This window comes from Stenotrophomonas sp. AN71 (genome assembly GCF_050435725.1).
Taxonomy (GTDB): Bacteria; Pseudomonadota; Gammaproteobacteria; order Xanthomonadales; family Xanthomonadaceae; genus Stenotrophomonas.
In genome coordinates this window covers 154,239-177,372 of record NZ_JBNDKU010000003.1, presented here as the reverse complement: position 1 = coordinate 177,372, position 23,134 = coordinate 154,239, and the positions used below count along the sequence as shown (strand labels likewise).

Genomic DNA, 23,134 nt, shown 5'->3' with positions numbered 1-23,134 from the left:
AATGGACTCTTCATGGATCGACGCCACGCTTGCGTGGATTGCCGCTCACCCCGTATTGGCGGGTGCCGTTATCTTCCTCATCGCCTTCTGCGATGCGGTGATCATTCTCGGTGCCATCGTGCCGGCGCTGCCGCTGCTGTTCGCGGTGGGCGTGTTCATCGGCCTGGGCCAGATCTCCGGGCCGTACGCGGTGGCCGCGGCGGCGCTGGGTGCATTTGCCGGTGACGGCATCAGTTACTGGATCGGCCGCCGCTGGGGCGACCGCCTGCGTGGCGTGTGGCCGTTCAGCCGCTACCCGCAGCTGCTCGACCGCGGCGAGAACCTGTTCCGCCGCAATGCGTTCAAGAGCATCCTGGTGGCGCGCTACGTGGGCGCGATCCGGCCGTTCGTGCCCGCCATCGCCGGCATGTTGAAGATGCCGGCCAGCCGCTACATGCAGGCCAGCGGCATCGCCAGCATTTCCTGGGCCGTGCTGTTCCTCGCGCCGGGCTGGGTGCTCGGCGAAGCGTACGACGCCGTCGCCGCCGTGGCCGGACGCCTGGTGGTGGTGGTCGGCCTGCTGGTGGTGATCCTCGGCCTGGTCTGGGCCATCGTGCTGTACGGCTACCGCTGGTCGGCCGCGCGCATGGACAACTGGCTGGCACGCCTGCTGGACTGGTCCAACCGCCATCCGACGCTGGGCCGCTACACGGTGGGCGTGCTGGACCCGAAGCGCCGCGAGTCGGTGCCGCTGGCGATGCTGGCATTGATGCTGCTGGTGCTGGGCTGGGGCTGGTTCGCGCTGTTGACCGTGGTGGTCGCGCACGGTGAACCGCTGGCGATCGACCTGCTGGTGCACCAGGCAATGCTGGCGCTGCGCAACCCGCTGGCCGACTACCCGATGGCCGCACTGGCCTCGCTGGGCGCATGGCAGGTGCTGCTGCCGGCCACGGCAGCGGCGATGGGCTACCTGATCTGGCGCCGGCGCTGGATGGCCGCTGCACACTGGCTGGCGGCACTCGCCTTCGGCCTGGCACTGACCATGCTGCTCGGCGCCACCGTGGATGTGGTGCGCCCGGTCGATGCCAGCAGCGGCTTCGGCTTCCCGTCGGTGTCGGTGACCATGGCCACCATCACCTTCGGCTTCTTCGCGGTGCTGATCGCGCGCGAGATGCCCGGCCGCACCCGCGTCTGGCCGTACCTGGTGTCGGGCATCGTGGTCAGCCTGATCGGTTTCTCGCGCCTGTACCTGGGCGCACATTGGCTGAGCGATGTGATCGGCGGCATGCTGTTCGGCACGTTCTGGCTGCTGGTGCTGGGCATCGCCTACCGCCGCCGCTTCAACCGCTCGTTCTGGGTGAAACCGGTGGCCTGGCTGTTCTACGGCGTCTTTGCGCTGGCGGCGATGTGGTACGCGCCGCGCCACATCCCGGTGAAGCTGGAACGCTTCGAGCCGACCCTGCCGGCCCCGCAGGCGATGGACATGCAGGCCTGGTGGCAGCAGGACTGGGCAACGCTGCCGGCCCGCCGCAATGAATTCGACGACGACCAGCGCTGGCCGCTGGACGTACAGGTGGCCGGTCCGTTGGCGCCGCTGCAGGCGCAGCTGGAAGCACGCGGCTGGAAGCGGCAGGAACAGGCCGGCTGGCAGGAAGCGCTGTTGATGCTGGACAAGAACACCGGTGCCGATGAATTGCCGGTGCTTCCGGCAACGCTGGAAACCCGCGTGGAAGCACTGCTGATGGTGCGCCAGGGCGCCAAGCCGGACGAGCGCTACGTGCTGCGCCTGTGGCCGGCGGCGGCGCAGCTGCAGCCGGGCGCGACCCCGCTGTGGCTGGGCAGCGCACAGACCCTGCGCTACGAGCGCCATTTCGAGTGGATCGGCATGTGGCATCCGGTGCGCGGGGTCGACCCGGCGATGAACGCGGTGAAGGAGGCCGTGCAGGGCCTGCCGCAGCGCGAGGCCGTGCACAGCGAAACCGGGTTGCCGGTGCTGCGGTTGAAGACTACGCCGTGATCGGTTCGCCGGGCATGGAATCCGCGTGGTAGCGCCGGGCCATGCCCGGCGAACATGGGATTCGGCGTGATAACACGAGGGCACGCCCGGCGAAGGTAGATCCACGCCATGCGTGGATGGCGTTCCTCACGCAAGCCCAAGCGTGTGCACCAAGGTGCACACCCACCAGAAGCAGGGCTTACGGCATCCAGCCCAGCAACTGCTGCAGACGCTGGTGCGGATCATCCAGCTGCAGCAGCTGCAGGCGCTGCTGCTCGCTCAACGGCAACAGCTCGGCCAGCCGCCAGCCGACCCAGCTGGCCTGGTCCAGCAATGCCGGCGTGGCCGGTGCATAGGCCTCGCCGGCCTGTTCGATGATGTGCCCCAGCACCGTGGCCAACAGCGCGTGCTGCGGCCGCAGTTCGTCGTCAGGGTCTTCCTCGCACCAGCGCACGTTGGCCACAACCAACCCGTTGTCGCGCACGCGGGTGCGCTCGACATGGAAGCGGCGGGTGCCGCGCAGGCGCAGCTGCAGCACGCCATCGGCGCCGACATCGAAGTCCTCGATGCGTACCTGCACGCCATAGGCGGCCGGCGTTGCCGGTGCGCCCACGTCCTGCCCCTCGAGGATCAAGCAGACGCCGAAACCCTCGCCGCTGCGGCCGCTGTCGCGGACCAGGTCGAGGTAGCGCCGTTCGAACACGCGCAGGCCAACGGCCGCACCCGGCACCAGCGTGGTGTGCAGCGGAAACAACGGCAGCAGGGTATCGGTGCTCATCGGGCCTGCAGGGCGGCGAGGAAGCGGCGCGGTGCGCCGTCGAAGCCGCCGTTGGACATGAACACCACGTGGTCGCCCTGGCGCGCGCTGGACTGCAGCTGGGCCAGCAATGCGTCGGTATCCGGCACGGCATGCGCCTCACCGCGCACCGCCGCGATCACGGCTGCGGCATCCCAGGCCAGTTCCGGGCGATGCAGGAACACCACCTCGTCGGCCAGCGCCAGCGACGGGGCCAGCGCCTGCGCATGCGCGCCCAGCCGCATCGAGTTGCTGCGCGGCTCCATCGCAACCACGATGCGCGCATCGCCGACCTTGGCACGCAGGCCCTCCAGCGTGGTGGCGATCGCGGTCGGGTGATGGGCGAAATCGTCGTAGACGGTAATGCCGTCATGGCTGCCGATCACTTCCATGCGGCGCTTGACGCTGCGGAAGCGCGCCAGTGCCGGAATCACTTCGGCCGGCGCCACGCCCACGGCATGTGCGGCGGCCAGCGCGGCCAGGCCATTGAGCACGTTGTGGCGACCCAGCAGCGACCACTGCACGTCGCCCAATGCCTGCCCGCGATGGTGCACGCGGAACGCGCTGCCATCGGCGGCCAGCAACTCGGCATGCCATTCCAGCGACGGGTCGAAGCCAAAACGCTCGACCGGGGTCCAGCAGCCCATCGCCAGCACCTCGGCCAGGTGCGGGTCCTCGCCATTGACGATCAGCCGGCCACGTGCCGGTACCGTGCGCACCAGATGGTGGAACTGGCGCTGGATCGCGGCCACGTCCGGGAAGATGTCGGCGTGGTCGTATTCGAGGTTGTTGAGGATGGCCACCAGCGGCCGGTAGTGCACGAACTTGCTGCGCTTGTCGAAGAAGGCGGTGTCGTACTCATCGGCCTCGACCACGAATTCGCGGCCCTGGCCCACGCGCGCGGAGACGCCGAAATCTTCGGCCACGCCCCCGATCAGGAAGCCCGGCGAGCGCCCGGCGCTTTCCAGCAGCCAGGTGAGGATGGTGGTGGTGGTGGTCTTGCCGTGGGTGCCGGCCACGGCCAGGGTGTCGCGGCCCGGCAGGACCTGCTCGGACAGCCACTGCGCACCGGAAATGTAGCGCTGGCCGGCGTCGAGCACCGCCTCCACGGCCGGATTGCCGCGCGAGAGCGCGTTGCCGATCACCACCTCGTCGGTGCCGGCCGGCACGCTGTCGGCGCGGTAGCCCTGGTCCAGGGTGATGCCCAGCTGCTCGAGCTGGGTCGACATCGGCGGATAGATGGCCTGGTCGCTGCCACTGACCGTATGGCCCAGTTCCCGCGCCAGGGCGGCCACGCCGCCCATGAAGGTGCCGGCGATTGCAAGGATATGTACGCTGCTCATGACCGAGGATTGTGACCGATGACGGCTGTATAGGGCCAATGTCCGATCCCGGGTAAGACAACCCCTACATGGGATGTGAGAAAACTCCAATCGACTGTCAGGGAATTCCCGATAGCGATGTTCTGTGAACCCGGACACAATTCGAACTGCCAGCCGCAGTACCCGAACCGGTCCTACTCCCCAAGAGGCCATCCCCAAGGGAGCTCATGCTGCGGGGCCCTGAGCAAGCCCTTCGCTGGCGCCTATGAAACGACACAGGCCTGATCCTCACGGACCAGGCCTGTGTTTTTTGTGTCCGTGCGGGGCGGCAGCAGGCCAGCCCTGCCGGATTACCCCTTGATCGCGGCCAGGATGCGGGCTTCGATCTCGTCCAGCTCACCGACGCCGTCGACGCGGGCCAGGGTGCCACGGCCGGCGTAGAAATCGACCACCGGGGCCGTCTGGTCGTTGTAGACCTGCAGGCGCTGGCGCACCGATTCCGGGTTGTCGTCGGCACGGCCCTGCTCCTTGGCACGACCGGCGATGCGATCGACCAGCAGTTCGGTGGCCACGTCCAGCTGCACCACAGCGTCCAGCGGTTGGCCGATCCCGGCCAGCATGCCGTCCAGCGCATTGGCCTGGGCGACGTTGCGCGGATAACCGTCGAGGATGAAGCCCTTGGCGACATCGGCCTGGGCCAGGCGCGACTTCAGCATGCCCAGCAGGATCTCGTCCGAGACCAGATTGCCGGCGTCCATCACCGTCTTGGCCTGCTTGCCCAGCTCCGAGCCGGCGGCGATTTCCGCGCGCAGCATGTCACCGGTCGAAATGTGGGCGATGTCCAGCTTTTCCTTCAGGCGCGTCGCCTGTGTCCCCTTGCCCGAACCGGGCGGTCCCAACAGAACCAATCGCATTGACCTGACTCCAACGTGTTGAAAATTAAGAAGGTTCGCGTCCCGGACGGTCCGGTATCGCTGCACCGCAATAGCGCCACTTTAGCGCATCCGGGTAATGTCCCTGCAATGTCCCCTCCCCCGAGCAGGTAGAAGCATGCGCAACGGTACTCTCCTCTACGCCCAGTCCGGCGGCGTCACCGCGGTCATCAATGCCACGGCGGCGGCGGTGATCGAACAGGCGCGGGCCAAGGGCATCAAGGTCCTGGCCGCCCGCAACGGCATCCTTGGCGCGCTGCGCGAGGAGCTGATCGACACCAGCAAGGAGAGCGCCGCGGCCATCCGCGCCCTGGCCCATACCCCCGGCGGCGCGTTCGGCTCGTGCCGGGTCAAGCTGAAATCGCTGGACGCCGACCGCGCCCGCTACGACCGCCTGCTGGAGGTGCTGCGCGCGCACGACGTGCGCTGGTTCCTCTACAACGGCGGCAACGACTCGGCCGACACCGCGCTGAAGGTCTCGCAGCTGGCCCAGGCCTCCGGCTACGACCTGACCTGCATCGGCGTGCCCAAGACCATCGACAACGACCTGGCGGTGACCGACACCTGCCCCGGCTTCGGCTCGGCGGCCAAGTACACCGCCGTGTCGGTGCGCGAGGCGGCGCTGGACGTGGCGGCGATGGCCGAAACCTCCACCCGCGTCTTCATCTACGAGGCGATGGGGCGCCACGCCGGTTGGCTGGCCGCGGCCGCCGGCCTGGCCGGCAATGGCGATGACCAGGCCCCGCACATCATCCTGCTGCCCGAGCGCGCCTACGACGAGGCCGTGTTCCTGGCCAAGGTGAAGGCGGTGGTCGAGCGCGTCGGCTACTGCGTGGTGGTGGCCTCGGAAGGCATCGCCACCGCCGATGGCCGCTTCGTCGCCGATGCCGGTGGCGGCAAGGACTCGTTCGGCCATTCGCAGCTGGGCGGCGTGGCCGCGCACCTGGCCGGCCGGGTCAAGGACCAGCTGGGCCTGAAGGTGCACTGGGCCCTGCCCGACTACCTGCAGCGCTCGGCCCGCCACCTGGCCAGCAAGACCGACTGGGAGCAGGCCCAAGCAGTCGGCAAGGCGGCCGTGCAGCTGGCACTGAAGGGCCAGAACGGGGTGATGCCGGTGATCGTGCGCAGCAGCGATGCGCCGTATCGCTGGAAGATCGAGGCGGCGCCGCTGTCGAAGATCGCCAACCACGAGAAGAAGATGCCCGCTGGCTTCATCCGCCGCGATGGCTTCGGCATCACCGCCAAGGCACGTGCCTACCTGTCGCCGCTGATCAAGGGCGAAGCGCCACTGCCCTACGGCGCCGACGGCCTGCCGAAGTACGTCACGCTGAAGAATGTGGCGGTGAAGAAGAAGCTGCCGGCCTTCGAGGGCTGAACCGGCGCTACGCACCCGCGCAGCTTCACTGCATCACCACGGCACGCGCCGGAAGCTGCCTGCGCGTGCCTGCCTCCGGTCCGGGCGTGCCGTGCCCGGGTGGGTGCGCCGTTGACCGGGCTTCCTGCACAGCCCGCCGCGGGCGAGGTCGCTCCTGAGCCGCTCCGTTCGCCCATCGCCCTCCCCCTCCGGCGCAACACTGCGCGGCGCCGGGCTGTCGGCCTCCGGTCTGGCGGCGCTGGGTGTCGTATTCGGCGACATCGGCACCAGCCCCCTGTACACCCTCAAGACCATCCTCGGCATGAGCCGCAGCGCCGGCGTGGCCACCGAGACCGTCGCGCTGGGAGTGTTGTCGCTGATCGTGTGGACGCTGATCGTGATCACCTCGGTGAAGTACGTGACCCTGGCCATGCGCATCACCAACGATGGCGAAGGCGGCATCCTCGCGCTGATGTCGCTGTTGGGCATCAAGCGGCACAAGCGCCCGGTCATCGTGGCGCTGGGCCTGTTCGGTGCGGCGCTGATCTACGGCGATGGTGCGATCACGCCGGCCATCTCGGTGCTGTCGGCACTGGAAGGGCTGAAGCTGGTCACCGCCGACATCGAGCCCTACGTGCTGCCGGCCGCCACGGTGATCCTGGTGGCCCTGTTTGCGATCCAGCCACTGGGCACGGCGAAGATCGGCCGCGCGTTCGGCCCGATCATGCTGCTCTGGTTCCTGGTCATGGCCGTGCTCGGCATCGCCGGCATCCTCCGCCACCCGCAGGTGCTGCAGGCCCTCAATCCGCTGCTCGGGCTGCACTACCTGTTCTCCAATGGCTATTCCGGCTTCCTGATCCTGGGTGGCGTGTTCCTCTGTGTCACCGGTGCCGAAGCCCTGTACGCGGACATGGGGCACTTCGGCGCCGGGCCGATCCGCGTTGCCTGGTCGGTGGTGGTGCTGCCCAGCCTGCTGCTCAACTATGCCGGGCAGACCGCGCTGGTGATGACCGGCACGCCGACCACCGACAACATCTTCTTCCGCCTGTGCCCGGACATGCTGCTGGTGCCCTACGTCGGCCTGGCCACGCTGGCCACCATCATCGCCAGCCAGTCGATCATCACCGGTGCGTTCTCGATGACCCGGCAGGCCATGCAGCTGGGCTGGCTGCCGCGGTTGCGGGTGAAGCAGACCTCGGCGCAGGGCCATGGCCAGATCTACATCGGAGTGGTCAACTGGCTGCTGATGGGGGTGACCGTTGCGCTGATCCTGGTGTTCCAGAAGTCGGACAACCTGGCCTCGGCCTACGGCCTGGCCGTGGCCACCACCATGCTGCTGACCTCCAGCCTGCTGGCCGTGGCCATGCGCGAGATCTGGGGCTGGGGCCGGCTGCGCACCCTGCTGGTTGCCGGCTTCTTCCTGTGCATCGACCTGGCCTTCTTCCTGGCCAACTTCGACAAGCTCGTCGATGGCGGCTATGTTCCGCTGCTGCTGGCGGCGATGGTGTTCGGCCTGATGCGGGTCTGGCACCGCGGCGTGGCGATGGTGCTGGCGCACGTGCGCGAACAGGCGATCGACCTGGACGTGTTCATGGCAGAACTGGAGACAGCCTCCATCCCGCGCGTGCCGGGGACCGGTGTGTTCCTGTCACGCAGCGATGAGGGCGTGCCGCCGGTGATGGCCTGGCATGTGCGTCACAACGGCGCGCTTCACCAGCACCTGTTGGTGGTCAATGTCGTCAACGAATCCGTGCCATGGATCAACGACAGCCAGCGCCTGCGGCTGGAACAGCTGCGCCCGGGCTACTGGCACGCGACCACGCGTTTCGGCTTCATGGAAAAGTCCGACGTGCCCGCCGCTCTGCAGCAGGCCTCCGCCCTGGCCCCGGAACTGGCTCTGGCCGAAGCCACCTACTACATCGGCTACCTGGAAGTGGTGCCCGGTGACTCCCATGAAGGTCCAGCACGCTGGCAGAAGGCGCTGTTTGCATTCATGGCGCGCAATTCACTGCACACCGCCGACTTCCTGCAGCTGCCAAAGGACAATGTGGTGCTGATCGGGCGCCAGGTGCCGGTGTGAGCGGCATGCAGTAGATCCACGCCATGCGTGGATGCTCAGCCTCAATTGCAGGCCTTGCCTTCCATCTGCAACTGCGCGGCGAACATCGTCACCTGCGGAATCTGGCCGGCCGCCGCCTGCTTCTTCGCCTCTTCCAGGTAGATGCGCGACTGGCCCTGGCCGTCCAAAGACTGCGCATTGTTGACCGGCAGGCGCCACACCCGCACCACAGCCTGCTGCGCCGGGCATGCGGCGTTGGGCACGCGGATCACATCATTGAGCTTCCAGCCCTTGTCGGTACTCGGCTGTGCCTTGGTGTAGTCGACGAAACGTGCACGCGGCTGGCACTGCTCGCTGATGCGCACGGCGGAGAAGCGGTAGGACTCGGCGGCCTGGCCGGTGAACGCACCTTCCAGCCGGGCACAGGCCTCGGGGATCTGCCGCAGCGTGTGCACCACGCCCACCGCCTGGGGTGCACCGACTGCGCGCTGCAGCTCCGGGGTTTCCGCGGCAAGTGCCGGCACGGCCGGGACCAGAGCGGCAAGCATCAACAGGGACAGGCGCATCGGAAATCTCCTTCAGGACTGGGCGCAGGCTTGCAGAGACTGGCTTAACGGGGTGCAAAGGCGCATCCATCGAGCAGCCACTGCGCTCGCCGGGCATGGCCCGGCGCTACCATCCCGGCGCTGGTGCACGCATACTGCGGGCACCAGGGAATGCTGAACACCGCCATACGTTGGACGACCGCCATGGTCGGCACGGGTTGGTTCCAGGCTGCAGCCCGTCGTCCCCTTCGTGGTGAAGTTCATCGCCACTGGATGCTCATCATCCATTCTGCGGAGGGGTCTAATGCTGGAACGTCACGGGCTGTCACTGGCGCTGGGCTGCGCCATCCTCGCGATCCTGTTCGGAATCGTCTCGGCGCGCTGGATCCTGCGCCAACCCACCGGCAATGAGCGCATGGTCGCGATCGCGACCGCCATCCAGGAAGGCGCGCGCGCCTATCTCAACCGCCAGTACCTGACCATCGGCGTCGCCGGCGTGGTGCTGTTCGTGCTGGTTGGCATTTTCCTCAGCTGGTACACCGCCATTGGCTTCGCCATCGGCGCGGTACTGTCCGGCGCGGCCGGCTACATCGGCATGAATGTTTCGGTACGCGCCAACGTGCGCACCGCCGAGGCCGCACGTCACGGCATCAGCGCCGCAATGGACGTCGCCTTCCGCGGCGGAGCCATCACCGGCATGCTGGTGGTCGGGCTGGGCCTGCTGGGCGTAGCCGGCTACTACTCGCTGCTGCTGCGCATGGGCCTGCCGATGGAGCAGGCACTGCACGCGCTGGTCGGCCTGGCGTTCGGCTCGTCGCTGATCTCGATCTTCGCGCGCCTGGGCGGTGGCATCTTCACCAAGGGCGCCGACGTTGGCGCCGACCTGGTCGGCAAGGTCGAAGCCGGCATTCCCGAGGATGACCCGCGCAACCCGGCAGTGATCGCCGACAACGTCGGTGACAACGTCGGCGACTGCGCCGGCATGGCCGCCGACCTGTTCGAGACCTATGCGGTGACCGTCATCGCCACCATGCTGCTGGGCAGCCTGATGCTGGCCGAAGCCGGTGCCAACGCGGTGCTGTATCCACTGGTACTGGGTGGCGTATCGATCATCGCTTCGATCATCGGTGCGCTGTTCGTCAAGGTGAAGCCGGGCGGCTCGATCATGGGTGCGCTGTACAAAGGCGTGATCGTCTCCGGTGTGCTGGCTGCGATCGCCTTCTACCCGATCACCACCGGGTTGATGGGCGACAACGTGCACGGGCCCATCGCACTGTACGGCTGCGCGCTGATCGGCCTGGTGCTGACCGGCCTGATCGTGTGGATCACCGAGTACTACACCGGTACCCAGTACAAGCCGGTGCAGCACGTAGCACAGGCCTCGACCACCGGCCACGGCACCAACATCATCGCCGGCCTGGGCATCTCGATGAAGTCCACCGCGCTGCCGGTGGTGGCGGTGTGTGCGGCGATCTGGGGGGCATTCGCGCTGGGTGGCCTGTACGGCATCGCCATCGCTGCCACGGCGATGCTGTCGATGGCCGGCATGATCGTCGCCCTCGATGCCTATGGGCCGATCACCGACAACGCCGGTGGCATCGCCGAGATGGCCGAGCTGCCGTCGGAGATCCGCGACATCACCGATCCGCTCGATGCGGTGGGCAATACCACCAAGGCGGTGACCAAGGGCTATGCCATCGGTTCGGCGGCGCTGGCGGCACTGGTGCTGTTCGCCGACTACACGCACAACCTGCAGGCGGCCAATCCAGGCCAGGAATTCCGCTTCGACCTCAGCGACCACACGGTGATCATCGGCCTGCTGATCGGCGGCCTGATTCCCTATCTGTTCGGTGCGATGGCGATGGAAGCGGTGGGCCGCGCCGCCGGCGCCGTGGTGGAGGAAGTGCGCCGCCAGTTCCGCGAGATCCCCGGCATCATGCAGGGCACCGCCAAGCCGCAGTACGACAAGGCGGTGGACATGCTGACCCGTTCGGCGATCCGCGAAATGATCGTGCCCTCACTGCTGCCAGTGGCGGTACCGGTGGTGGTGGGCCTGCTGCTGGGGCCGCGCGCACTGGGTGGCCTGCTGATCGGCACGATCGTGACCGGCCTGTTCGTGGCCATTTCGATGACCACCGGCGGCGGCGCGTGGGACAACGCCAAGAAGTACATCGAAGATGGCCACTTCGGTGGCAAGGGCAGCGAAGCGCACAAGGCCGCAGTAACCGGCGATACCGTCGGCGACCCGTACAAGGACACCGCCGGCCCGGCGATCAACCCGCTGATCAAGATCATCAACATCGTGGCGCTGCTGCTGGTGCCGCTGCTGTAGATCCACGCCATGCGTGGATGACGGCTCCGATGGGGTCAGAGCCCTTTCCTGCGGAAAGGGATCCGACCCCGGTGCCGTCACCGCCCGCGCAGGAAGAACGACACCGGCACCATCACCTCCACCGGGTCGCCGGCCACCTCGGCCGGCGGTACCGGCACCGGGCTGGCACGCTGCACGGTATCCAGCGTCTCCTGGTCGAGCAGTTCGAAGCCACTGCTGCGGCCCAGCTTCAATCCGGACACTGCACCATCGCGAGCTACGGCAAATCGTACGTAGACCACGCCCTGCTGGCGCAGCCGCTCGGCCTGACGTGGATAGCGACGATGCTTCTGCAGATGCCCGAGCAGGCGGCCTTCCCAGGTCGCCTCGGCGCGGCTGCGTTCGCCGGCCGTGGTCTGTGGTGCGGTGTAGCGTGCGGCCGCGTCGGCGGCCACCTGCGGAGGTGCGCTGGTCTGCGCGACATTGGTGTCGGCAGCCTCCGGCGAGGGTGTCGGCTCCGGCGCACGCGGCGGCGGCAGATCGCCCTGCGGCAGCACCGGCGCTTTGGGTTGCTCACGCAGCGCCGGTTTCGGTGCCTGCCGCTGCTGTTGCTGTTGCAGCGGCCCGGTGGCGACCTCACGCGGCGGCACCGGTGGCGCCTGTGCCATCGGTGCCAGTTCCAGCATCAGTGCCGCTGGCGGGGCGGCAGCCGTCAAAGCCGGTGCACGCGCCGCCCACCAGCAGGCCGCGCCGATCAGCAGCGCATGCACCAGCAACACGATCGCCAGGCTGGTCGCCCAGCGCCGCAGTCCACTCATCGCGCGCCCTGCTCCAGGCCGACCAGTGCGACCTTCAGGTAGCCTGCGGCACGCAGCCCGTCCAGCGTCGCCATGAGTTCGCCGTAAGGCACGCGGGTATCGGCGCGCAGGAAGATGCGCTGTTCGGTATCACCGCGGGTCGCTGCCGACAGTGCAGCAGCCAGCCTGTCGCGTGCCACCGCCTGCTCGCCCACGCGCAGCGACAGATCGGCCTGCACGGTCACGTACACCGGTGCCTGGTCCGGCGGCGTGGCACCGGCGCTGCTGGCCGGCAGCTGCACCGGCACCGATACGGTGGCCAGCGGCGCGGCCACCATGAAGATGATCAGCAGCACCAGCATCACGTCGATGAAGGGCGTGACATTGATCTCGTGTGCTTCTTCCGGTGCGTCGTCGCGGTCGGATGCAGTCCTGATCGCCATCGTCGTACCTCAGTGCACCGCGCGCAGCGGCGTCGCTGCGGTGCGCGGAGCGGTGCGATCGAGATCGCGCGACACCAGCTGCTGTACTGCGGCCGACAGATCGCCGAGCAGCCCACGCAGGCCGGCCAGCGCACGACTGAAGTGGTTGTAGACCAGCACCGCCGGAATCGCCGCGACCAGGCCCAGCGCGGTCGCCAGCAGCGCCTCGGCAATACCGGGGGCCACCACCGCCAGGTTGGTGGTGTTGCTGTGGGCAATGCCGATGAAGCTGTTCATGATGCCCCACACCGTGCCGAACAGGCCGACGAACGGCGCCACCGCGCCGATGCTGGCGAGCACCCCGATACCGCGCCGCTGCACGCGCGCCGTGTCCAGTTCGATCCGATCCAGCCGCGAGGCGACGCGTTCCTTGATACCGTCGCGGCTATCCAGATCCTGCGACAGGCGCAGTTCGGTGCGCGCCGCATCCAGCATTGCCAGCGCAGTGCCCTGCAGCACGCTGGCATCGGCGCCTCCGGTGGGCAGGCTCGGCACCTGCAGCAACAGCGCGCGTGCTGCACGCAGCTGCCGGGCCTGACGGGCCAGTTCCCAGCCCTTGGCCAGCAGCACAGTCCAGGTGGCCAGCGATGCCAGGGCCAGCGCGATCATCACCGCCTTCACCACCACATCGGCGGCCAGGTACATGCCCCAGGGCGTCAGTGCGGGGGCGGCCACGGGGGCCAGGTCAGCAGGCAGCATCGTCTCGGGTTCCATCGGTATCGGGGGAAGCAGCACGGCGGCGGGCCGCGCGCGGATCATTGGCATCGTCTACTTCCACCAGTGGCGCAGGGTCCAAGCGCGGCGCCGGGCGGCTGAGCACATAGCCGGCGCTGACCGCAAAGAACAGGCCCACGCCCAGCAGCAGGCGCCAGGACGGATGCGCGCCCCAGCAGAACATCGCAAACCCCACGGCCATGCCCGCGCTGGCGAACGCCTTGCCCTTGCGCGAGACTGCGCCTTGTTCACGCCACAGCCGCAGCGACGGGCCATAGCGGGGGTGCGCCAGCAGGCGCTGCTCGAACTTCGGCGAACTGCGCGCGAAGCAGCCCACCGCCAGGATCAGGAAGATGGTGGTCGGCATCACCGGCAGCAATGCGCCGATCACCCCGAGGCCGACCATCAGCCAGCCCAGCGCGAACCAGAGCCAGCGCATCAGGGTTGCGCCTGTGGGCAGGAGCCGTGCATCAGGAGAATTCCACTTCAACGTGGCCGTGCACACTGCGGAACGCGGCGTCGGCCGCATCGATCACCTGCTGCTCCTGCTCGGCACTCAGCGGCACCGCGTCCAGTGCGGCGGTGAACTCACGCCAGTGACGGGCGGCGCCATCCGGGTGCGCGGCCAGGTGACGGGCGCCGAAGTCGCGATCCAGGCCGAGCTTGGCGGCCATCTTGTACAGCACGGTGCCGCCCAGGTTGGAGCCTTCGGCCACGTACAGCCAACCCAACGCATCCGGCAGCGCCAGGTCCGACGGCAGCGCGGCGATGTCTTCGCCCGGCGTCGTCTGTTCCAGGTCCTGCAGGTCGCGGGCGACCTGCAGCAGGCGGCGGCGCTCGGCCAGGTCAGGCAGCAGTGCATCCAGCGCTGGGTTGGCATACAACGCGTCGATGCTGCGGTGGAAGCGGTACTGCACGCGCAGGAAGCGGGCGAAGTTGCTGCGGTCGGCGAAGATGTCGCCGGCCATGATGCGCTTGTCCAGGGCGCCGTGACTGTCGCGGGTGGCGGCCTTGAGCCGCAGGCTGCGGCTGTCTTCAGGAGCGATGTGTGCGTTCATGGGGGAATGCCAGGAGGGTCGTCCTGCTGTAGACGTATGCTGCGGGGCTTTCCCCAAGCCCGTGTGCGCCGATAATGGGCCATCCCCTTCTTCCACCCGGAACCGACGATGATCACCACCGAACCGCGCATGACCAACCTGTTCCTGCAGCTGGGCCTGGATGCCAGCGCCGAGGGCATCGCCGACTTCATCCGTGGGCACCAGCTGGCCACCGACGTTGAAGTGGCCGAGGCACCTTACTGGAACGATGCCCAGCGCCAGTTCCTGTCCGAGTCGCTGCAGGCCGATGCGGCGTGGAGCACCGTGGTCGATGAGCTGAACGAATCACTGCACGAAGATGCGGTGAAGGCCGCGACCGGGCTGTAAGCAGGCGGCGGGCATGGCCCGGCACTACCCCACAGGCAGATCGCCAGTAGATCCACGCCATGCGTGGATGGCCGAACCGATGGGGTCAGAGCCCTTTCCGCAGGAAAGGGATCCGACCCCTCCGCTCAGTACTTCCAGGTCAGCGCCAGCCGCGCGGTACGGCCCGGTGCCGGCATCACGCCCAGGGCAAGCGGATCCAGGTAGTAGCGGTCGGTCAGGTTGTCCACGCCCGCTTCCACCGACCACTGGTCGTTGAAGGTCCAGCTGGCGAACAGGTCGACCAGGGTGGTCGGCCGGTACAGCTGCTGGATCGCCGACAGGCCCACGTTCCACTCCTTGTCCAGCTTGCTGATCGGCCCGGCGTTGTGAATCACGCGGGTGCCGAACGTCAGGCGCTCGTCGAACAGGCGCGAGCCCAGGGTCAGGTTGACCATGTAGCGCGGCGGATTCTGCGTGTTGGTGTACGAGCCCTCGAAGCCGCCATCCACGCAGTCCGGCGTACCGGCCAACTCCGCGTTCTTGCGCTGTACCCCATAGGCACGGCGCTCGGCGGCGATGTCCGGTGCGCAGGTCTTGGCCTTGAAGTAGTAATGCGCGGACAGGTCGGCGAACACCTTGCCGCTGTCATAGCTGGACTGGAACTCCATGCCCGACACCTTGAACTGGTCGACGTTGCGGATGAGACCGGCCGACAGCGTGCGGTAGTCGCGGGTGATCAGGTCGTCGATGCGGGTATCAAAGTAGGCCAGCTTCAACGCCAGGCGGTCACCGTTGGTGAACAGGTCGTAGCGGATGGTGCTGGCTCCGATTTCCCAGCTGCGCGCGCGTTCCGGCTTCAACTCGCCAACCGGCTTGGCGGCAGTGAACAATCCCAGCGTGGTCTCGAACAGGCTCGGCAGCTTGGTGCCTTCGGCGTACTTCACGTAGACCATCGTGTCTTCGCTGAAGCGGTAGGCCACGCTGGCGGTCGGCGAGAACGCACTGTCGCGGCGGCGGATCGGCTGCGACCAGCTCCAGCTGACCGGCACTTCCAGGTCCTGTGCCTTGCCGGCGTCGTAGAAGTTCCAGCCGCCGATGTCGGCCACCGTGCCCTTCTTGTACGGCGAGGCCAGCAACGACTGCTGGGTGAAGTTGCCGTTGGCGTCCGGATACCAGTTCAGCAGCGCGATGCGCTTGGCGCGCCACGACGGCAGCGCCGGGTTGCCGTTGAGCAGCTCGGTGTAGCGGTACTGGCCCTGTACCTCGTAGGCGTCAGGCGTGGCCAGGCGGTTGCGGTCATGCACATCCACGCGGTTCCAGCGGCCACCGGCCAGCAGCTCCCAATGCTCGTCGGGCTGCCACTTCAGCGAGGCAACCGCGCTGTATTCCTTGCGCTCGGCATTACGCAGGAAGCGGTTGTTGACCAGGTCGTCATGCATGACCGGTCCCGAGCTGCCCGGCGCGATGTCTTCATCGCTGTAGGACAGACCGTAGTCGAGCGTGAACGCACCGGCACGGGTATCGAACTTGGAGGTGTTGCTGGCATCCAGGCCGAAGCGCTTCTGCCGCAGCGGATTGCGGTAGGCGTCCTTGTAGCCGGGATCGCCGCTGAAGCTGGGCGCGTCGTACCACTCGGTGCGGCGATCGAAATACCACGGGGTGATGCCGGTCAGGCTGTTGTACATCACGCTGTCGGTATCGGTGTACCAGGCGTTGACGCGCAGATCGACCAGCTCGTTGTCCGGGTTGAAGCGGTAGCGCAGGCTGTAGCTGTCCATGTCGACGTGGCCCGGGTCCCACTGCGGGATGCGGTCGCGGTCGACGCGAATGATCTGCGAGGCCATGATCTCGCCAGCGGTGCCTTCATAGCGGCGGTAGCCGGCTTCCAGGGTCTGCGCATCGTCGATGCGCCAGGTGCCCTTGAGCAGCGCCGACTTGGAGCGCGAGGAAGTGTTGAACACTTCAGTGCGCGGCGGATTCAGCGGTGCCAGCGTGCGACGGGTCTGCGGGAAGTCGTCATAGCCATGCCGGCCGGCAAAGTAGTTGCCGTTGTCGCGGTAGGCGTATGCGGCGACCAGATCGAAACGATCCCAGTGCCCTGCGCCCGCCACGTTGAAGAACTGGCTGCCGGTGGCGCTGCGGTCGGTGCGCGGCGCGGCGCCGTAGGCCGGCAGATTGTTGGCACTGGCATTGGCCAGGCCGCCGCGCACACGCACGCCGAAGTCGCGGCCTTCGCGCAGTACGTCGCCGATTTTCAGCGTTTCCATTTCGACCACGCCGCCGATGCCGCCGGATGCGTTGGCCTGCAGGCTCGGGCCCTTGGTGATGGTCAGGCTGGAGATCAGGTCCGGATCGAGATAGCTGCGCTGCGACTGGCCGGCGTAGCCACGGTAGGTGTCCATGCTGGACTGGCCACCATCGATGATCACCGGTACCCGGCTCTGGCCCTGGATGCCGCGGATGTTGACGTCGAAGCCGTTGCCTACGCGCGGATCGCCGGCGGTGACGCCAGCGATACCCTTGACGATGTCACCATTGGAGGTGCCACGGAAGCGCTCCAGGTGCGTGCGGTTGAGCGTGGTGGTCGAGCCGACGCTGCGGTAGCTGTCGAGCAGGCGCGCTTCATCGCTGGCCGACCCGTCACCGACGCGGTCACCGGCCACGCTCAGCGTTTCGGTGACGATTACGCCCGCGCCGGCCTGCACCGGCGTCGCAGCTTCCAGCGTGACCGCGTCGGCACTGACACGGCGCACGGCCAGGCCGGTGCCATGCAGCAGCAGCTGCAGCGCTTCGCTGGCGGACAGGCTGCTGCTGATCGCGCGCGAGGTCACGCCCTGGGTGAGGCTGGCCGGGTACACCACCTGCACGCCCGACTGGCGCATGTAGCTGCGCAATGCATCGTCCAGCGGCTGCGCGGGGATGTCGAAACGCTGCACGACAGCGTGGCCACCTGCGGCGCTCTGCGCCAATACGGACGGCGCGGCACTGGCCAGGCCGGCAGCCAGCAACGCGATGCACAGGCGGGACGGGCGCGGTGCGCGGCCCGGGCGGGGGAAGTCGAACATGGGGGAACCTGTCAGGTAATCGGTGCCGCGGGCGCGGCGTCATCCGCGGCATGCGCGGACACGGCGACGTACGTGGCGGCGGCGGGTACGTTCGCGGAGTAGGACGGATGGGCCGGCAGAAACCCCAAGACGGATTTTCGGTCGCGGAGGTGTTTTCGGTCGCGGTGGGTGCCGACCGTTGGTCGGCACACCGGGATGGATCGCGATGATCATCCACGCAGGGCGTGGATCGACCGGATGTCGAATGCGTCAGTAGAGCCACGCCATGCGTGGCTGCAGGTTGGTCGCATCGTTCATCCACGCATGGCGTGGATCTACTGGACGTCGAATGCTTCAGTAGTGCCACGCGATGCGTGGCTGCAGGTTGCTCGCATCGCTCATCCACGCATGGCGTGGATCTACTGGACGATGGCGACGCCAAACGGCAGCCGGGTGACCTTCAGTCCAGCCGTGGCAGCCAATGCATCCAACGCCTGTTCCGGGCGATCGATGCGCAGCGCCGCGCTCACCGCCGGCAACTGCGACAGGTCACCGCGCACGAAGGTGGGACCGGCACGATAGCGGCCCACCCACTGCACCGCATCGGCCACGCGGGCCTGCTCCAGCAGCAGCTCGCCCTGGCGCCAGGCGCCGACGCTGTCGGCGGTCACGTCAGCCAGTCGCGTGACTCCGCTGTGTTCACCGTAGACCGCACGCTGCCCCTGCTGCAGGTAGGTCCATCCACCATCGGCCGGGCTGGCCACACGCACCTTGCCCTGCCCGACCTGGGTTTCCACCCTGCCGTCGCCACGCGCGACGGTAAAGGCCGTCGAGATGTCCTCGACCAGGCCATTGCCGGCGCGCACGCTGAAACGCCGCTGTGCATCCGGGCTGACTTCGAACCAGGCGCGCCCGCGCAGCAGCTCGACCTCGCGGACGTTCGCACTGAAGCGCACGGCAATCGCACTGTCGGCGTCCAGCACCGCACGACTGCCATCAGGCAGCAGCACGTTCTGCACCTGATGCGTGCTGCGATGATCGGACTGCAGGCGCAGGCACGCCTCCGGCCATACCACCAGCATCGCCAGCATTGCCGCCGCGGCCATCGCCCAGCGCAGACGCCGCGGCCGTCGCCGTGCGATGGGGGTTGATGTCGGACGCGGCCCGATGCTGCGCCAGAGCGCGCGCTCATGCTCGAAGGCTCGACGGTGGCCAGGCTGATGCAGCCATCGCTCGAACTCGCCCATGCGCGCATCACTGATATCGCCCGACGCCAGCCACGCGATCCAGCCCCGGGCCTGTTCGGCCAGGGTGTCATCATCGGCGGCGGACAGCAGGTTCGGCGGGCTCATCGGCTGGCGGACTGGCGCACTCAAGCGCAGGCGGAGGAACTAGACCGCATGCACGGTCCAGTAATCAAGACGTTTCAGCGAGGGCGAACCCCAAGCCGGGACAATCATCGACCGCTGCGCGCCCACGCCAAGCGCTGCAGCGCCGTGCGCACATGGTTTTCGATCGTGGTCACCGACACGCCCAGGCGGCGCGCGATATCGGCCTGGGTCAGGCCCTGCAGGCGATTGAGCCGGAAGATCGTGCGCGTCGGCTCCGGCAGATGCCCGGCCGCGTCAAGCACGCGCTGCAGCTCGTCCTGCGCCATCGCCTGCTCCTCGGTCGAGACCACTTCGTCCGGCCCCCACAGGTAGTGGTCGGCCAGCAGGCGATTACGGCGGGTTGATTCACGGCCATGATCGGTGGCCAGGTTCGCGGCCAGCCGGTACAGGTAGGCGCGCGGGTTGTCGATGGCCTGGCTGTCATCGACGCCGCGGGCCTTGAACCAGACCGTCTGGATCACGTCTTCGGCGCCGTTGTCGCCCCCCAGGATGCGTTGCACGCGACGCAGCAATGCCGGCCGCTCGCGGATCAGCAGTTCGGTGAGGGTGGCGGCATTGGAGGACATGCGCGGAGCCGGAGACAGACGGGAGGCGCCGCGCATGCTACTCCGTTAATGCGAATCAGTCACGTTTGCATTATCAGCATGGTCACAGGCAATCGGTCAGCCCCTCGTACACGTGGGTATCGGTTCCGGGCAGGGTTGCATGCAGGGCGTCATTCCCGGCCGCTCCCTCCCACGCTGCCAGCAGCTCATCCAAACGGGTTCCCACCGCCAGTGGCAGCACACAGGCATAGCTTCCCTGGTCGACATCGATCCGCCCGGCCTGGTGGACCCAGGTGTAGCTTCCGGCGAAAGTCCAGACACAACTGGCCACAACACCGGTGGCCCGTTGCACCGAGCAGCGCAGGCGCATTGCCCGAAGGTTGTAATACTGCCCTTCGCAGAAGGTATCGCCGCAGATATCGTCAAAGCCGCGCACCAACAGGCGTTCGGCAGCCAGGAAGCGCTCGCGTCCGGTTGCCGGATTGGGGTAGTCACGGGCATCCACATAGAGGGGTTCGGCCTGGGCGTTGGCTGCCATCAGAAGCGCACAGACCAGCGATCGTGCGGGGAAGAATCGCATCACCCCGCCCTCCCCGGCTTGCGGATGCAATCAGGCAACACGTCGAACAGACCACGGTCGAGGCCTGGCAAGGGCGCCGTCAGACCTTCCGGCCCTTCCAAAGCAGCATGGAAAGTTTCGACAGGTACTCCTGGTCCCAGCTCCACCGGACAGGTCCAGCGGCCATTGTCGACCTGCACCACACCGGTATCGGCCTGCACCGCCAGCTCGCTGGCGGCCACCACCCAGGTGCATCGCTGCACGGTGCCGCGATGCGCCAGCACCAGACAGCGGAACTCCAGAATCTGGTAGTTGCTGTAGTCGCCCTCGCACCAGGTATCGGCACAGATCCGGTCGAACTCCCTGGCCAGAGCGGCCTCCAGCCCGTAGGCGCGCTCCCAGTTGGCCTCGGGCCGGGGGTAATCGATCAGGTCCACGTGCAGACCACGGGCGGCGACAGGCAGGGATGCCAGCAACAGCACGGCCCCCATGCATCGGACATACCAGGACATCGGCGGAACTCCTTGGGAATGGGCGTCCAGCCTGCGCCGGCACACCATCCCGCCCCATCGGCCAAGGCCGGTGCGCACCGTCAGGTCTTGCCGCGCCGGCAGGTCGGCGCCCTCCCGCTGCACAGCGCCCGGCAAAGGCATAAAATGGGGGCTATCCGTCTATATCCCCCACCTGGAGCACGACCATGGGTCTGGAACTCGTCTCGCCCGGCAAGAACCCGCCGGAAGAAATCAACGTCATCATCGAGATCCCGAAGGACTCGGAGCCGGTGAAGTACGAAGTGGACAAGGAAACCGGCGCGATCTTCGTCGACCGCATCCTGTCCACCCCGATGCGCTATCCGTGCAACTACGGTTATGTGCCGAGCACCCTGTGCGGCGATGGCGACCCGGCCGACGTGCTGGTGGTGCTGCCGTTGCCGCTGGTGCCGGGCTCGGTCGTGCGCTGCCGTCCGGTGGGCGTGCTGAAGATGAGCGATGAGGCTGGCAGCGACGAGAAGATCCTGGCGGTGCCGGTGTCGAAGATCTTCAGTGGCTATGCCCATGTCGAAGACATCGCCCAGGTGTCCAGCCACTGGCTGGAGCGCATCGGCCACTTCTTCGAGCACTACAAGGACCTGGAAAAGGGCAAGTGGGTGAAGCTCGATGGTTGGGGCGGCGCCGCCGAGGCCAAGCAGATCCTGATCGAGGCGCACCAGCGCCATCTGGACAGCAAGGCCTGAGACTGAACCGGATCGCTCCGGCGCACCCTGCCGGAGCGATGCGGGTCACGTTTCATGACGACGGCACATCACTCTTGCTGCCGTATTAGGTAAATTGCGTCACTTCACACGTCATCGACATCCATCGTCGAGACAGCCAGGGGAATGTGTCGTGCGTATTCTGCTTGTTGGGGATGCAGCCAGCCTGCCGGCCGAGCTGACCGAATTCATTGCCGATCTTGGGGAAGACTGGCAGCCGCTGACCGCCACCGATGGCCAGACCGCGATGACCGCGGTGGCTACGCAGGGCGTGGACGCGGTGATCGTCTGCCCCCAGTTGCCCGATCTCAATGCCACCACGCTGCTGGGTCAGATCCGGACACTGCGTCCGGAAACCATCCGCATCGCGTTGATCGATGCGCAGCACGGCAACCGGCCACCGCCGGCACGCCTGATCGGTGTCGCCCACCGCTTCCTGCCACTGCCGCTGGCGCCGGAAGTGCTGCTGGAAGCATTGACCAGCCTGGAAGAGCTGCGCGAAGTGCTGGACAGCCCGCGCCTGCGCGATGCCATCGGCCGTATCGAGAAGCTGCCCTCACCGCCGCATCTTTACCTGAGCCTGACCCAGGCACTGGAACATGATGACGACGCCGACAGCGCCGACGTGGCCAAGCTGGTCGCCGCCGATCCGGCGATCGCCGCCAAGGTACTGCAGCTGTCCAACTCGGCGTTCTTCAGCCAGGGCCGCACCATTGCCGACCTGCGCACCGCCGTGACCCGGCTGGGGTTGTCCACCCTGCGTGATCTGGTGCTGGCCAGCGAAGTGTTTTCCGCCCCGACGCTGTCGGCGGCCGAACGCAATTCGCTGCAGCAGCGCGCGCTGCTCGCTTCGCGGCTGGCGGCACGCCTGCTGCCCGACTCCAGTGCCGAACTGGGCGCGACCGCTGCACTGCTGGCCGACATCGGCCTGCTGCTGCCCGGGGTGCGCAACGAGCGCAGCGAACCGTCGCTGGCCGGCGATACGCGCCCTGGCCATGCCGAGGCAGGCGCGTACCTGCTCGGCCTGTGGGGATTGCCGATGCCGATCATCGAAGCGGTGGCGTTCCACCTGCAGCCGCAGCGTGCCAACACCCGCAGCTTCTGGGTGACCGGCGCGGTACACGTGGCGCTGGCACTGGTCAATGGCGATCCGGTGGACGAGGACTACCTGCAGCGCGCGGGTGTACTGAACCGGCTGCCGCAGTGGCGCGAGCATGCCAATGCACTGATGGGACTGGTGCCCAGCGACGCCTGAGCGCGGGCTGTCATTGCCGGTTGATGGAAGGGCGCGCCACGTGGCGCGCCCTTTTCGTATCAGCGGGTGCCGCAGGCGTCCTGCACGCAGAGACGGTATTGCGACTGGCAGATCACCGCCGAGGTGCCATTGGCCAGGCACTGCTGGCGCACGCCCTCGCAGTAGATGCCACCTCCACAGACCCCCAGGCCCTGCGCGAACACCGCGCCCACCAGCGTTGCGTAGATCAATGCGGCGGCCGATGCCTGGCGCAGCAACGTGCTCTTCATATCCCTCTCCACCTGCGAACGTCCGGTATTGGACCCTCCCACTGTGTTGATTACGACACGGCAGGACCGTGACTTCGCTCACCTTCGAACACGTTTCGGAAATTCCCTACAGAGAAGTCTCCTTCAAAG

The 23,134-nt window shown here is 67.4% G+C and carries 22 protein-coding genes; 7 read left to right on the top strand and 15 right to left on the bottom strand.

Annotation, left to right across the window (positions count from 1 at the left end; translation table 11 throughout):
* The first annotated feature begins 1 nt into the window (after position 1).
* Positions 2-1,996 (top strand): VTT domain-containing protein, encoded by a 1,995-nt coding sequence (locus ABH900_RS06745; protein ID WP_429622127.1) that lies wholly within the window; start codon positions 2-4, stop codon positions 1,994-1,996.
* Positions 1,997-2,174: 178 nt separating this feature from the next.
* Here the strand turns inward: ABH900_RS06745 and ABH900_RS06740 are convergent, their stop codons facing one another.
* The 3 genes from ABH900_RS06740 to ABH900_RS06730 form a co-directional block, all read right to left on the bottom strand.
* On the bottom strand, positions 2,175-2,753 hold the full coding sequence (locus ABH900_RS06740) for an LON peptidase substrate-binding domain-containing protein (RefSeq protein ID WP_429622126.1): 579 nt from the start codon (positions 2,751-2,753) through the stop codon (positions 2,175-2,177).
* Positions 2,750-4,114 carry a UDP-N-acetylmuramate:L-alanyl-gamma-D-glutamyl-meso-diaminopimelate ligase gene (mpl, locus tag ABH900_RS06735; RefSeq protein WP_429622125.1) on the bottom strand — a complete coding sequence of 455 codons (1,365 nt, stop codon included), beginning with the start codon at positions 4,112-4,114 and terminating at the stop codon, positions 2,750-2,752. The genes ABH900_RS06740 and mpl overlap by 4 nt, the downstream gene beginning before the upstream one ends.
* A 329-nt stretch (positions 4,115-4,443) precedes the next feature.
* Entirely contained in the window at positions 4,444-5,007 is a 564-nt protein-coding gene (locus ABH900_RS06730) for an adenylate kinase (RefSeq protein ID WP_429622124.1), read from the bottom strand.
* Positions 5,008-5,143: 136 nt separating this feature from the next.
* On the opposite strand from ABH900_RS06730, the gene ABH900_RS06725 reads away from it, so the two are divergent.
* On the top strand, positions 5,144-6,400 hold the full coding sequence (locus ABH900_RS06725) for a 6-phosphofructokinase (protein ID WP_429622123.1): 1,257 nt from the start codon (positions 5,144-5,146) through the stop codon (positions 6,398-6,400).
* Positions 6,401-6,599: 199 nt separating this feature from the next.
* Positions 6,600-8,459: a potassium transporter Kup gene (locus tag ABH900_RS06720; protein WP_429622343.1), complete on the top strand. Its 1,860-nt coding sequence runs from the start codon at positions 6,600-6,602 to the stop codon at positions 8,457-8,459.
* A gap of 41 nt (positions 8,460-8,500) precedes the next feature.
* On the opposite strand, the gene ABH900_RS06715 is transcribed toward ABH900_RS06720, so the two are convergent.
* Entirely contained in the window at positions 8,501-9,004 is a 504-nt protein-coding gene (locus ABH900_RS06715; RefSeq protein WP_429622122.1) for a hypothetical protein, read from the bottom strand.
* A gap of 283 nt (positions 9,005-9,287) precedes the next feature.
* On the opposite strand from ABH900_RS06715, the gene ABH900_RS06710 reads away from it, so the two are divergent.
* Positions 9,288-11,315 carry a sodium-translocating pyrophosphatase gene (locus ABH900_RS06710; protein WP_429622121.1) on the top strand — a complete coding sequence of 676 codons (2,028 nt, stop codon included), beginning with the start codon at positions 9,288-9,290 and terminating at the stop codon, positions 11,313-11,315.
* 77 nt (positions 11,316-11,392) lie between these two features.
* Here the strand turns inward: ABH900_RS06710 and ABH900_RS06705 are convergent, their stop codons facing one another.
* From ABH900_RS06705 to ABH900_RS06685, 5 genes are read right to left on the bottom strand one after another with little or no spacing between them, the layout of a single operon-like run.
* Positions 11,393-12,112, bottom strand: coding sequence for an energy transducer TonB (locus tag ABH900_RS06705; protein WP_429622120.1), 720 nt, complete (start codon positions 12,110-12,112; stop codon positions 11,393-11,395).
* Complete coding sequence (gene exbD, locus ABH900_RS06700) at positions 12,109-12,534, bottom strand: TonB system transport protein ExbD (RefSeq protein WP_429622119.1); 426 nt, start codon at positions 12,532-12,534, stop codon at positions 12,109-12,111. The genes ABH900_RS06705 and exbD overlap by 4 nt, the downstream gene beginning before the upstream one ends.
* A 9-nt stretch (positions 12,535-12,543) precedes the next feature.
* Positions 12,544-13,272: a tonB-system energizer ExbB gene (exbB, locus tag ABH900_RS06695; protein WP_429622118.1), complete on the bottom strand. Its 729-nt coding sequence runs from the start codon at positions 13,270-13,272 to the stop codon at positions 12,544-12,546.
* On the bottom strand, positions 13,259-13,726 hold the full coding sequence (locus tag ABH900_RS06690) for a YbaN family protein (protein WP_429622117.1): 468 nt from the start codon (positions 13,724-13,726) through the stop codon (positions 13,259-13,261). Before ABH900_RS06690 ends, exbB begins: the two co-directional genes overlap by 14 nt.
* Before the next feature lie 31 nt (positions 13,727-13,757).
* A complete protein-coding gene (locus tag ABH900_RS06685; protein ID WP_429622116.1) occupies positions 13,758-14,345 on the bottom strand; it encodes a biliverdin-producing heme oxygenase in 588 nt (195 codons plus the stop codon).
* A 108-nt stretch (positions 14,346-14,453) separates the two neighbouring features.
* Between ABH900_RS06685 and ABH900_RS06680 the strand changes: the two genes are divergently transcribed.
* On the top strand, positions 14,454-14,711 hold the full coding sequence (locus ABH900_RS06680; protein ID WP_429622115.1) for a DUF2789 domain-containing protein: 258 nt from the start codon (positions 14,454-14,456) through the stop codon (positions 14,709-14,711).
* A 125-nt stretch (positions 14,712-14,836) separates the two neighbouring features.
* Here the strand turns inward: ABH900_RS06680 and ABH900_RS06675 are convergent, their stop codons facing one another.
* The 5 genes from ABH900_RS06675 to ABH900_RS06655 form a co-directional block, all read right to left on the bottom strand.
* Positions 14,837-17,755, bottom strand: coding sequence for a TonB-dependent receptor domain-containing protein (locus ABH900_RS06675; RefSeq protein WP_429622114.1), 2,919 nt, complete (start codon positions 17,753-17,755; stop codon positions 14,837-14,839).
* Positions 17,756-18,153: 398 nt separating this feature from the next.
* Positions 18,154-19,086, bottom strand: a complete 933-nt coding sequence (locus tag ABH900_RS06670) for a FecR family protein (protein ID WP_429622113.1) — start codon at positions 19,084-19,086, stop codon at positions 18,154-18,156.
* 104 nt (positions 19,087-19,190) lie between these two features.
* Positions 19,191-19,691: an RNA polymerase sigma factor gene (locus tag ABH900_RS06665; RefSeq protein WP_429622112.1), complete on the bottom strand. Its 501-nt coding sequence runs from the start codon at positions 19,689-19,691 to the stop codon at positions 19,191-19,193.
* Between the two features lie 82 nt (positions 19,692-19,773).
* On the bottom strand, positions 19,774-20,208 hold the full coding sequence (locus ABH900_RS06660; protein ID WP_429622111.1) for a hypothetical protein: 435 nt from the start codon (positions 20,206-20,208) through the stop codon (positions 19,774-19,776).
* A 41-nt stretch (positions 20,209-20,249) separates the two neighbouring features.
* Entirely contained in the window at positions 20,250-20,741 is a 492-nt protein-coding gene (locus tag ABH900_RS06655; protein WP_429622110.1) for a hypothetical protein, read from the bottom strand.
* Between the two features lie 185 nt (positions 20,742-20,926).
* Between ABH900_RS06655 and ppa the strand changes: the two genes are divergently transcribed.
* Together ppa and ABH900_RS06645 are read left to right on the top strand one after the other, a co-directional pair.
* On the top strand, positions 20,927-21,463 hold the full coding sequence (gene ppa, locus ABH900_RS06650) for an inorganic diphosphatase (protein WP_005410935.1): 537 nt from the start codon (positions 20,927-20,929) through the stop codon (positions 21,461-21,463).
* Between the two features lie 151 nt (positions 21,464-21,614).
* On the top strand, positions 21,615-22,736 hold the full coding sequence (locus tag ABH900_RS06645) for an HDOD domain-containing protein (protein ID WP_429622109.1): 1,122 nt from the start codon (positions 21,615-21,617) through the stop codon (positions 22,734-22,736).
* 59 nt (positions 22,737-22,795) lie between these two features.
* Here ABH900_RS06645 and ABH900_RS06640 read toward each other — a convergent pair whose 3' ends face one another.
* Complete coding sequence (locus ABH900_RS06640) at positions 22,796-23,005, bottom strand: hypothetical protein (protein WP_429622108.1); 210 nt, start codon at positions 23,003-23,005, stop codon at positions 22,796-22,798.
* Between the last annotated feature and the right edge of the window lie 129 nt (positions 23,006-23,134).

What these genes read in the sequence shown, in the direction of transcription:
- ABH900_RS06745 (WP_429622127.1), top strand. Translation starts at nt 2, where the DNA reads ATGGACTCTTCATGGATCGACGCCACGCTTGCGTGGATTGCCGCTCAC.
- ABH900_RS06740 (WP_429622126.1), bottom strand. Translation starts at nt 2,753, where the DNA reads ATGAGCACCGATACCCTGCTGCCGTTGTTTCCGCTGCACACCACGCTG.
- mpl (WP_429622125.1), bottom strand. Translation starts at nt 4,114, where the DNA reads ATGAGCAGCGTACATATCCTTGCAATCGCCGGCACCTTCATGGGCGGC.
- ABH900_RS06730 (WP_429622124.1), bottom strand. Translation starts at nt 5,007, where the DNA reads ATGCGATTGGTTCTGTTGGGACCGCCCGGTTCGGGCAAGGGGACACAG.
- ABH900_RS06725 (WP_429622123.1), top strand. Translation starts at nt 5,144, where the DNA reads ATGCGCAACGGTACTCTCCTCTACGCCCAGTCCGGCGGCGTCACCGCG.
- ABH900_RS06715 (WP_429622122.1), bottom strand. Translation starts at nt 9,004, where the DNA reads ATGCGCCTGTCCCTGTTGATGCTTGCCGCTCTGGTCCCGGCCGTGCCG.
- ABH900_RS06710 (WP_429622121.1), top strand. Translation starts at nt 9,288, where the DNA reads ATGCTGGAACGTCACGGGCTGTCACTGGCGCTGGGCTGCGCCATCCTC.
- ABH900_RS06705 (WP_429622120.1), bottom strand. Translation starts at nt 12,112, where the DNA reads ATGAGTGGACTGCGGCGCTGGGCGACCAGCCTGGCGATCGTGTTGCTG.
- exbD (WP_429622119.1), bottom strand. Translation starts at nt 12,534, where the DNA reads ATGGCGATCAGGACTGCATCCGACCGCGACGACGCACCGGAAGAAGCA.
- exbB (WP_429622118.1), bottom strand. Translation starts at nt 13,272, where the DNA reads ATGCTGCCTGCTGACCTGGCCCCCGTGGCCGCCCCCGCACTGACGCCC.
- ABH900_RS06690 (WP_429622117.1), bottom strand. Translation starts at nt 13,726, where the DNA reads ATGCGCTGGCTCTGGTTCGCGCTGGGCTGGCTGATGGTCGGCCTCGGG.
- ABH900_RS06685 (WP_429622116.1), bottom strand. Translation starts at nt 14,345, where the DNA reads ATGAACGCACACATCGCTCCTGAAGACAGCCGCAGCCTGCGGCTCAAG.
- ABH900_RS06680 (WP_429622115.1), top strand. Translation starts at nt 14,454, where the DNA reads ATGATCACCACCGAACCGCGCATGACCAACCTGTTCCTGCAGCTGGGC.
- ABH900_RS06675 (WP_429622114.1), bottom strand. Translation starts at nt 17,755, where the DNA reads ATGTTCGACTTCCCCCGCCCGGGCCGCGCACCGCGCCCGTCCCGCCTG.
- ABH900_RS06670 (WP_429622113.1), bottom strand. Translation starts at nt 19,086, where the DNA reads ATGAGCCCGCCGAACCTGCTGTCCGCCGCCGATGATGACACCCTGGCC.
- ABH900_RS06665 (WP_429622112.1), bottom strand. Translation starts at nt 19,691, where the DNA reads ATGTCCTCCAATGCCGCCACCCTCACCGAACTGCTGATCCGCGAGCGG.
- ABH900_RS06660 (WP_429622111.1), bottom strand. Translation starts at nt 20,208, where the DNA reads ATGGCAGCCAACGCCCAGGCCGAACCCCTCTATGTGGATGCCCGTGAC.
- ABH900_RS06655 (WP_429622110.1), bottom strand. Translation starts at nt 20,741, where the DNA reads ATGTCCTGGTATGTCCGATGCATGGGGGCCGTGCTGTTGCTGGCATCC.
- ppa (WP_005410935.1), top strand. Translation starts at nt 20,927, where the DNA reads ATGGGTCTGGAACTCGTCTCGCCCGGCAAGAACCCGCCGGAAGAAATC.
- ABH900_RS06640 (WP_429622108.1), bottom strand. Translation starts at nt 23,005, where the DNA reads ATGAAGAGCACGTTGCTGCGCCAGGCATCGGCCGCCGCATTGATCTAC.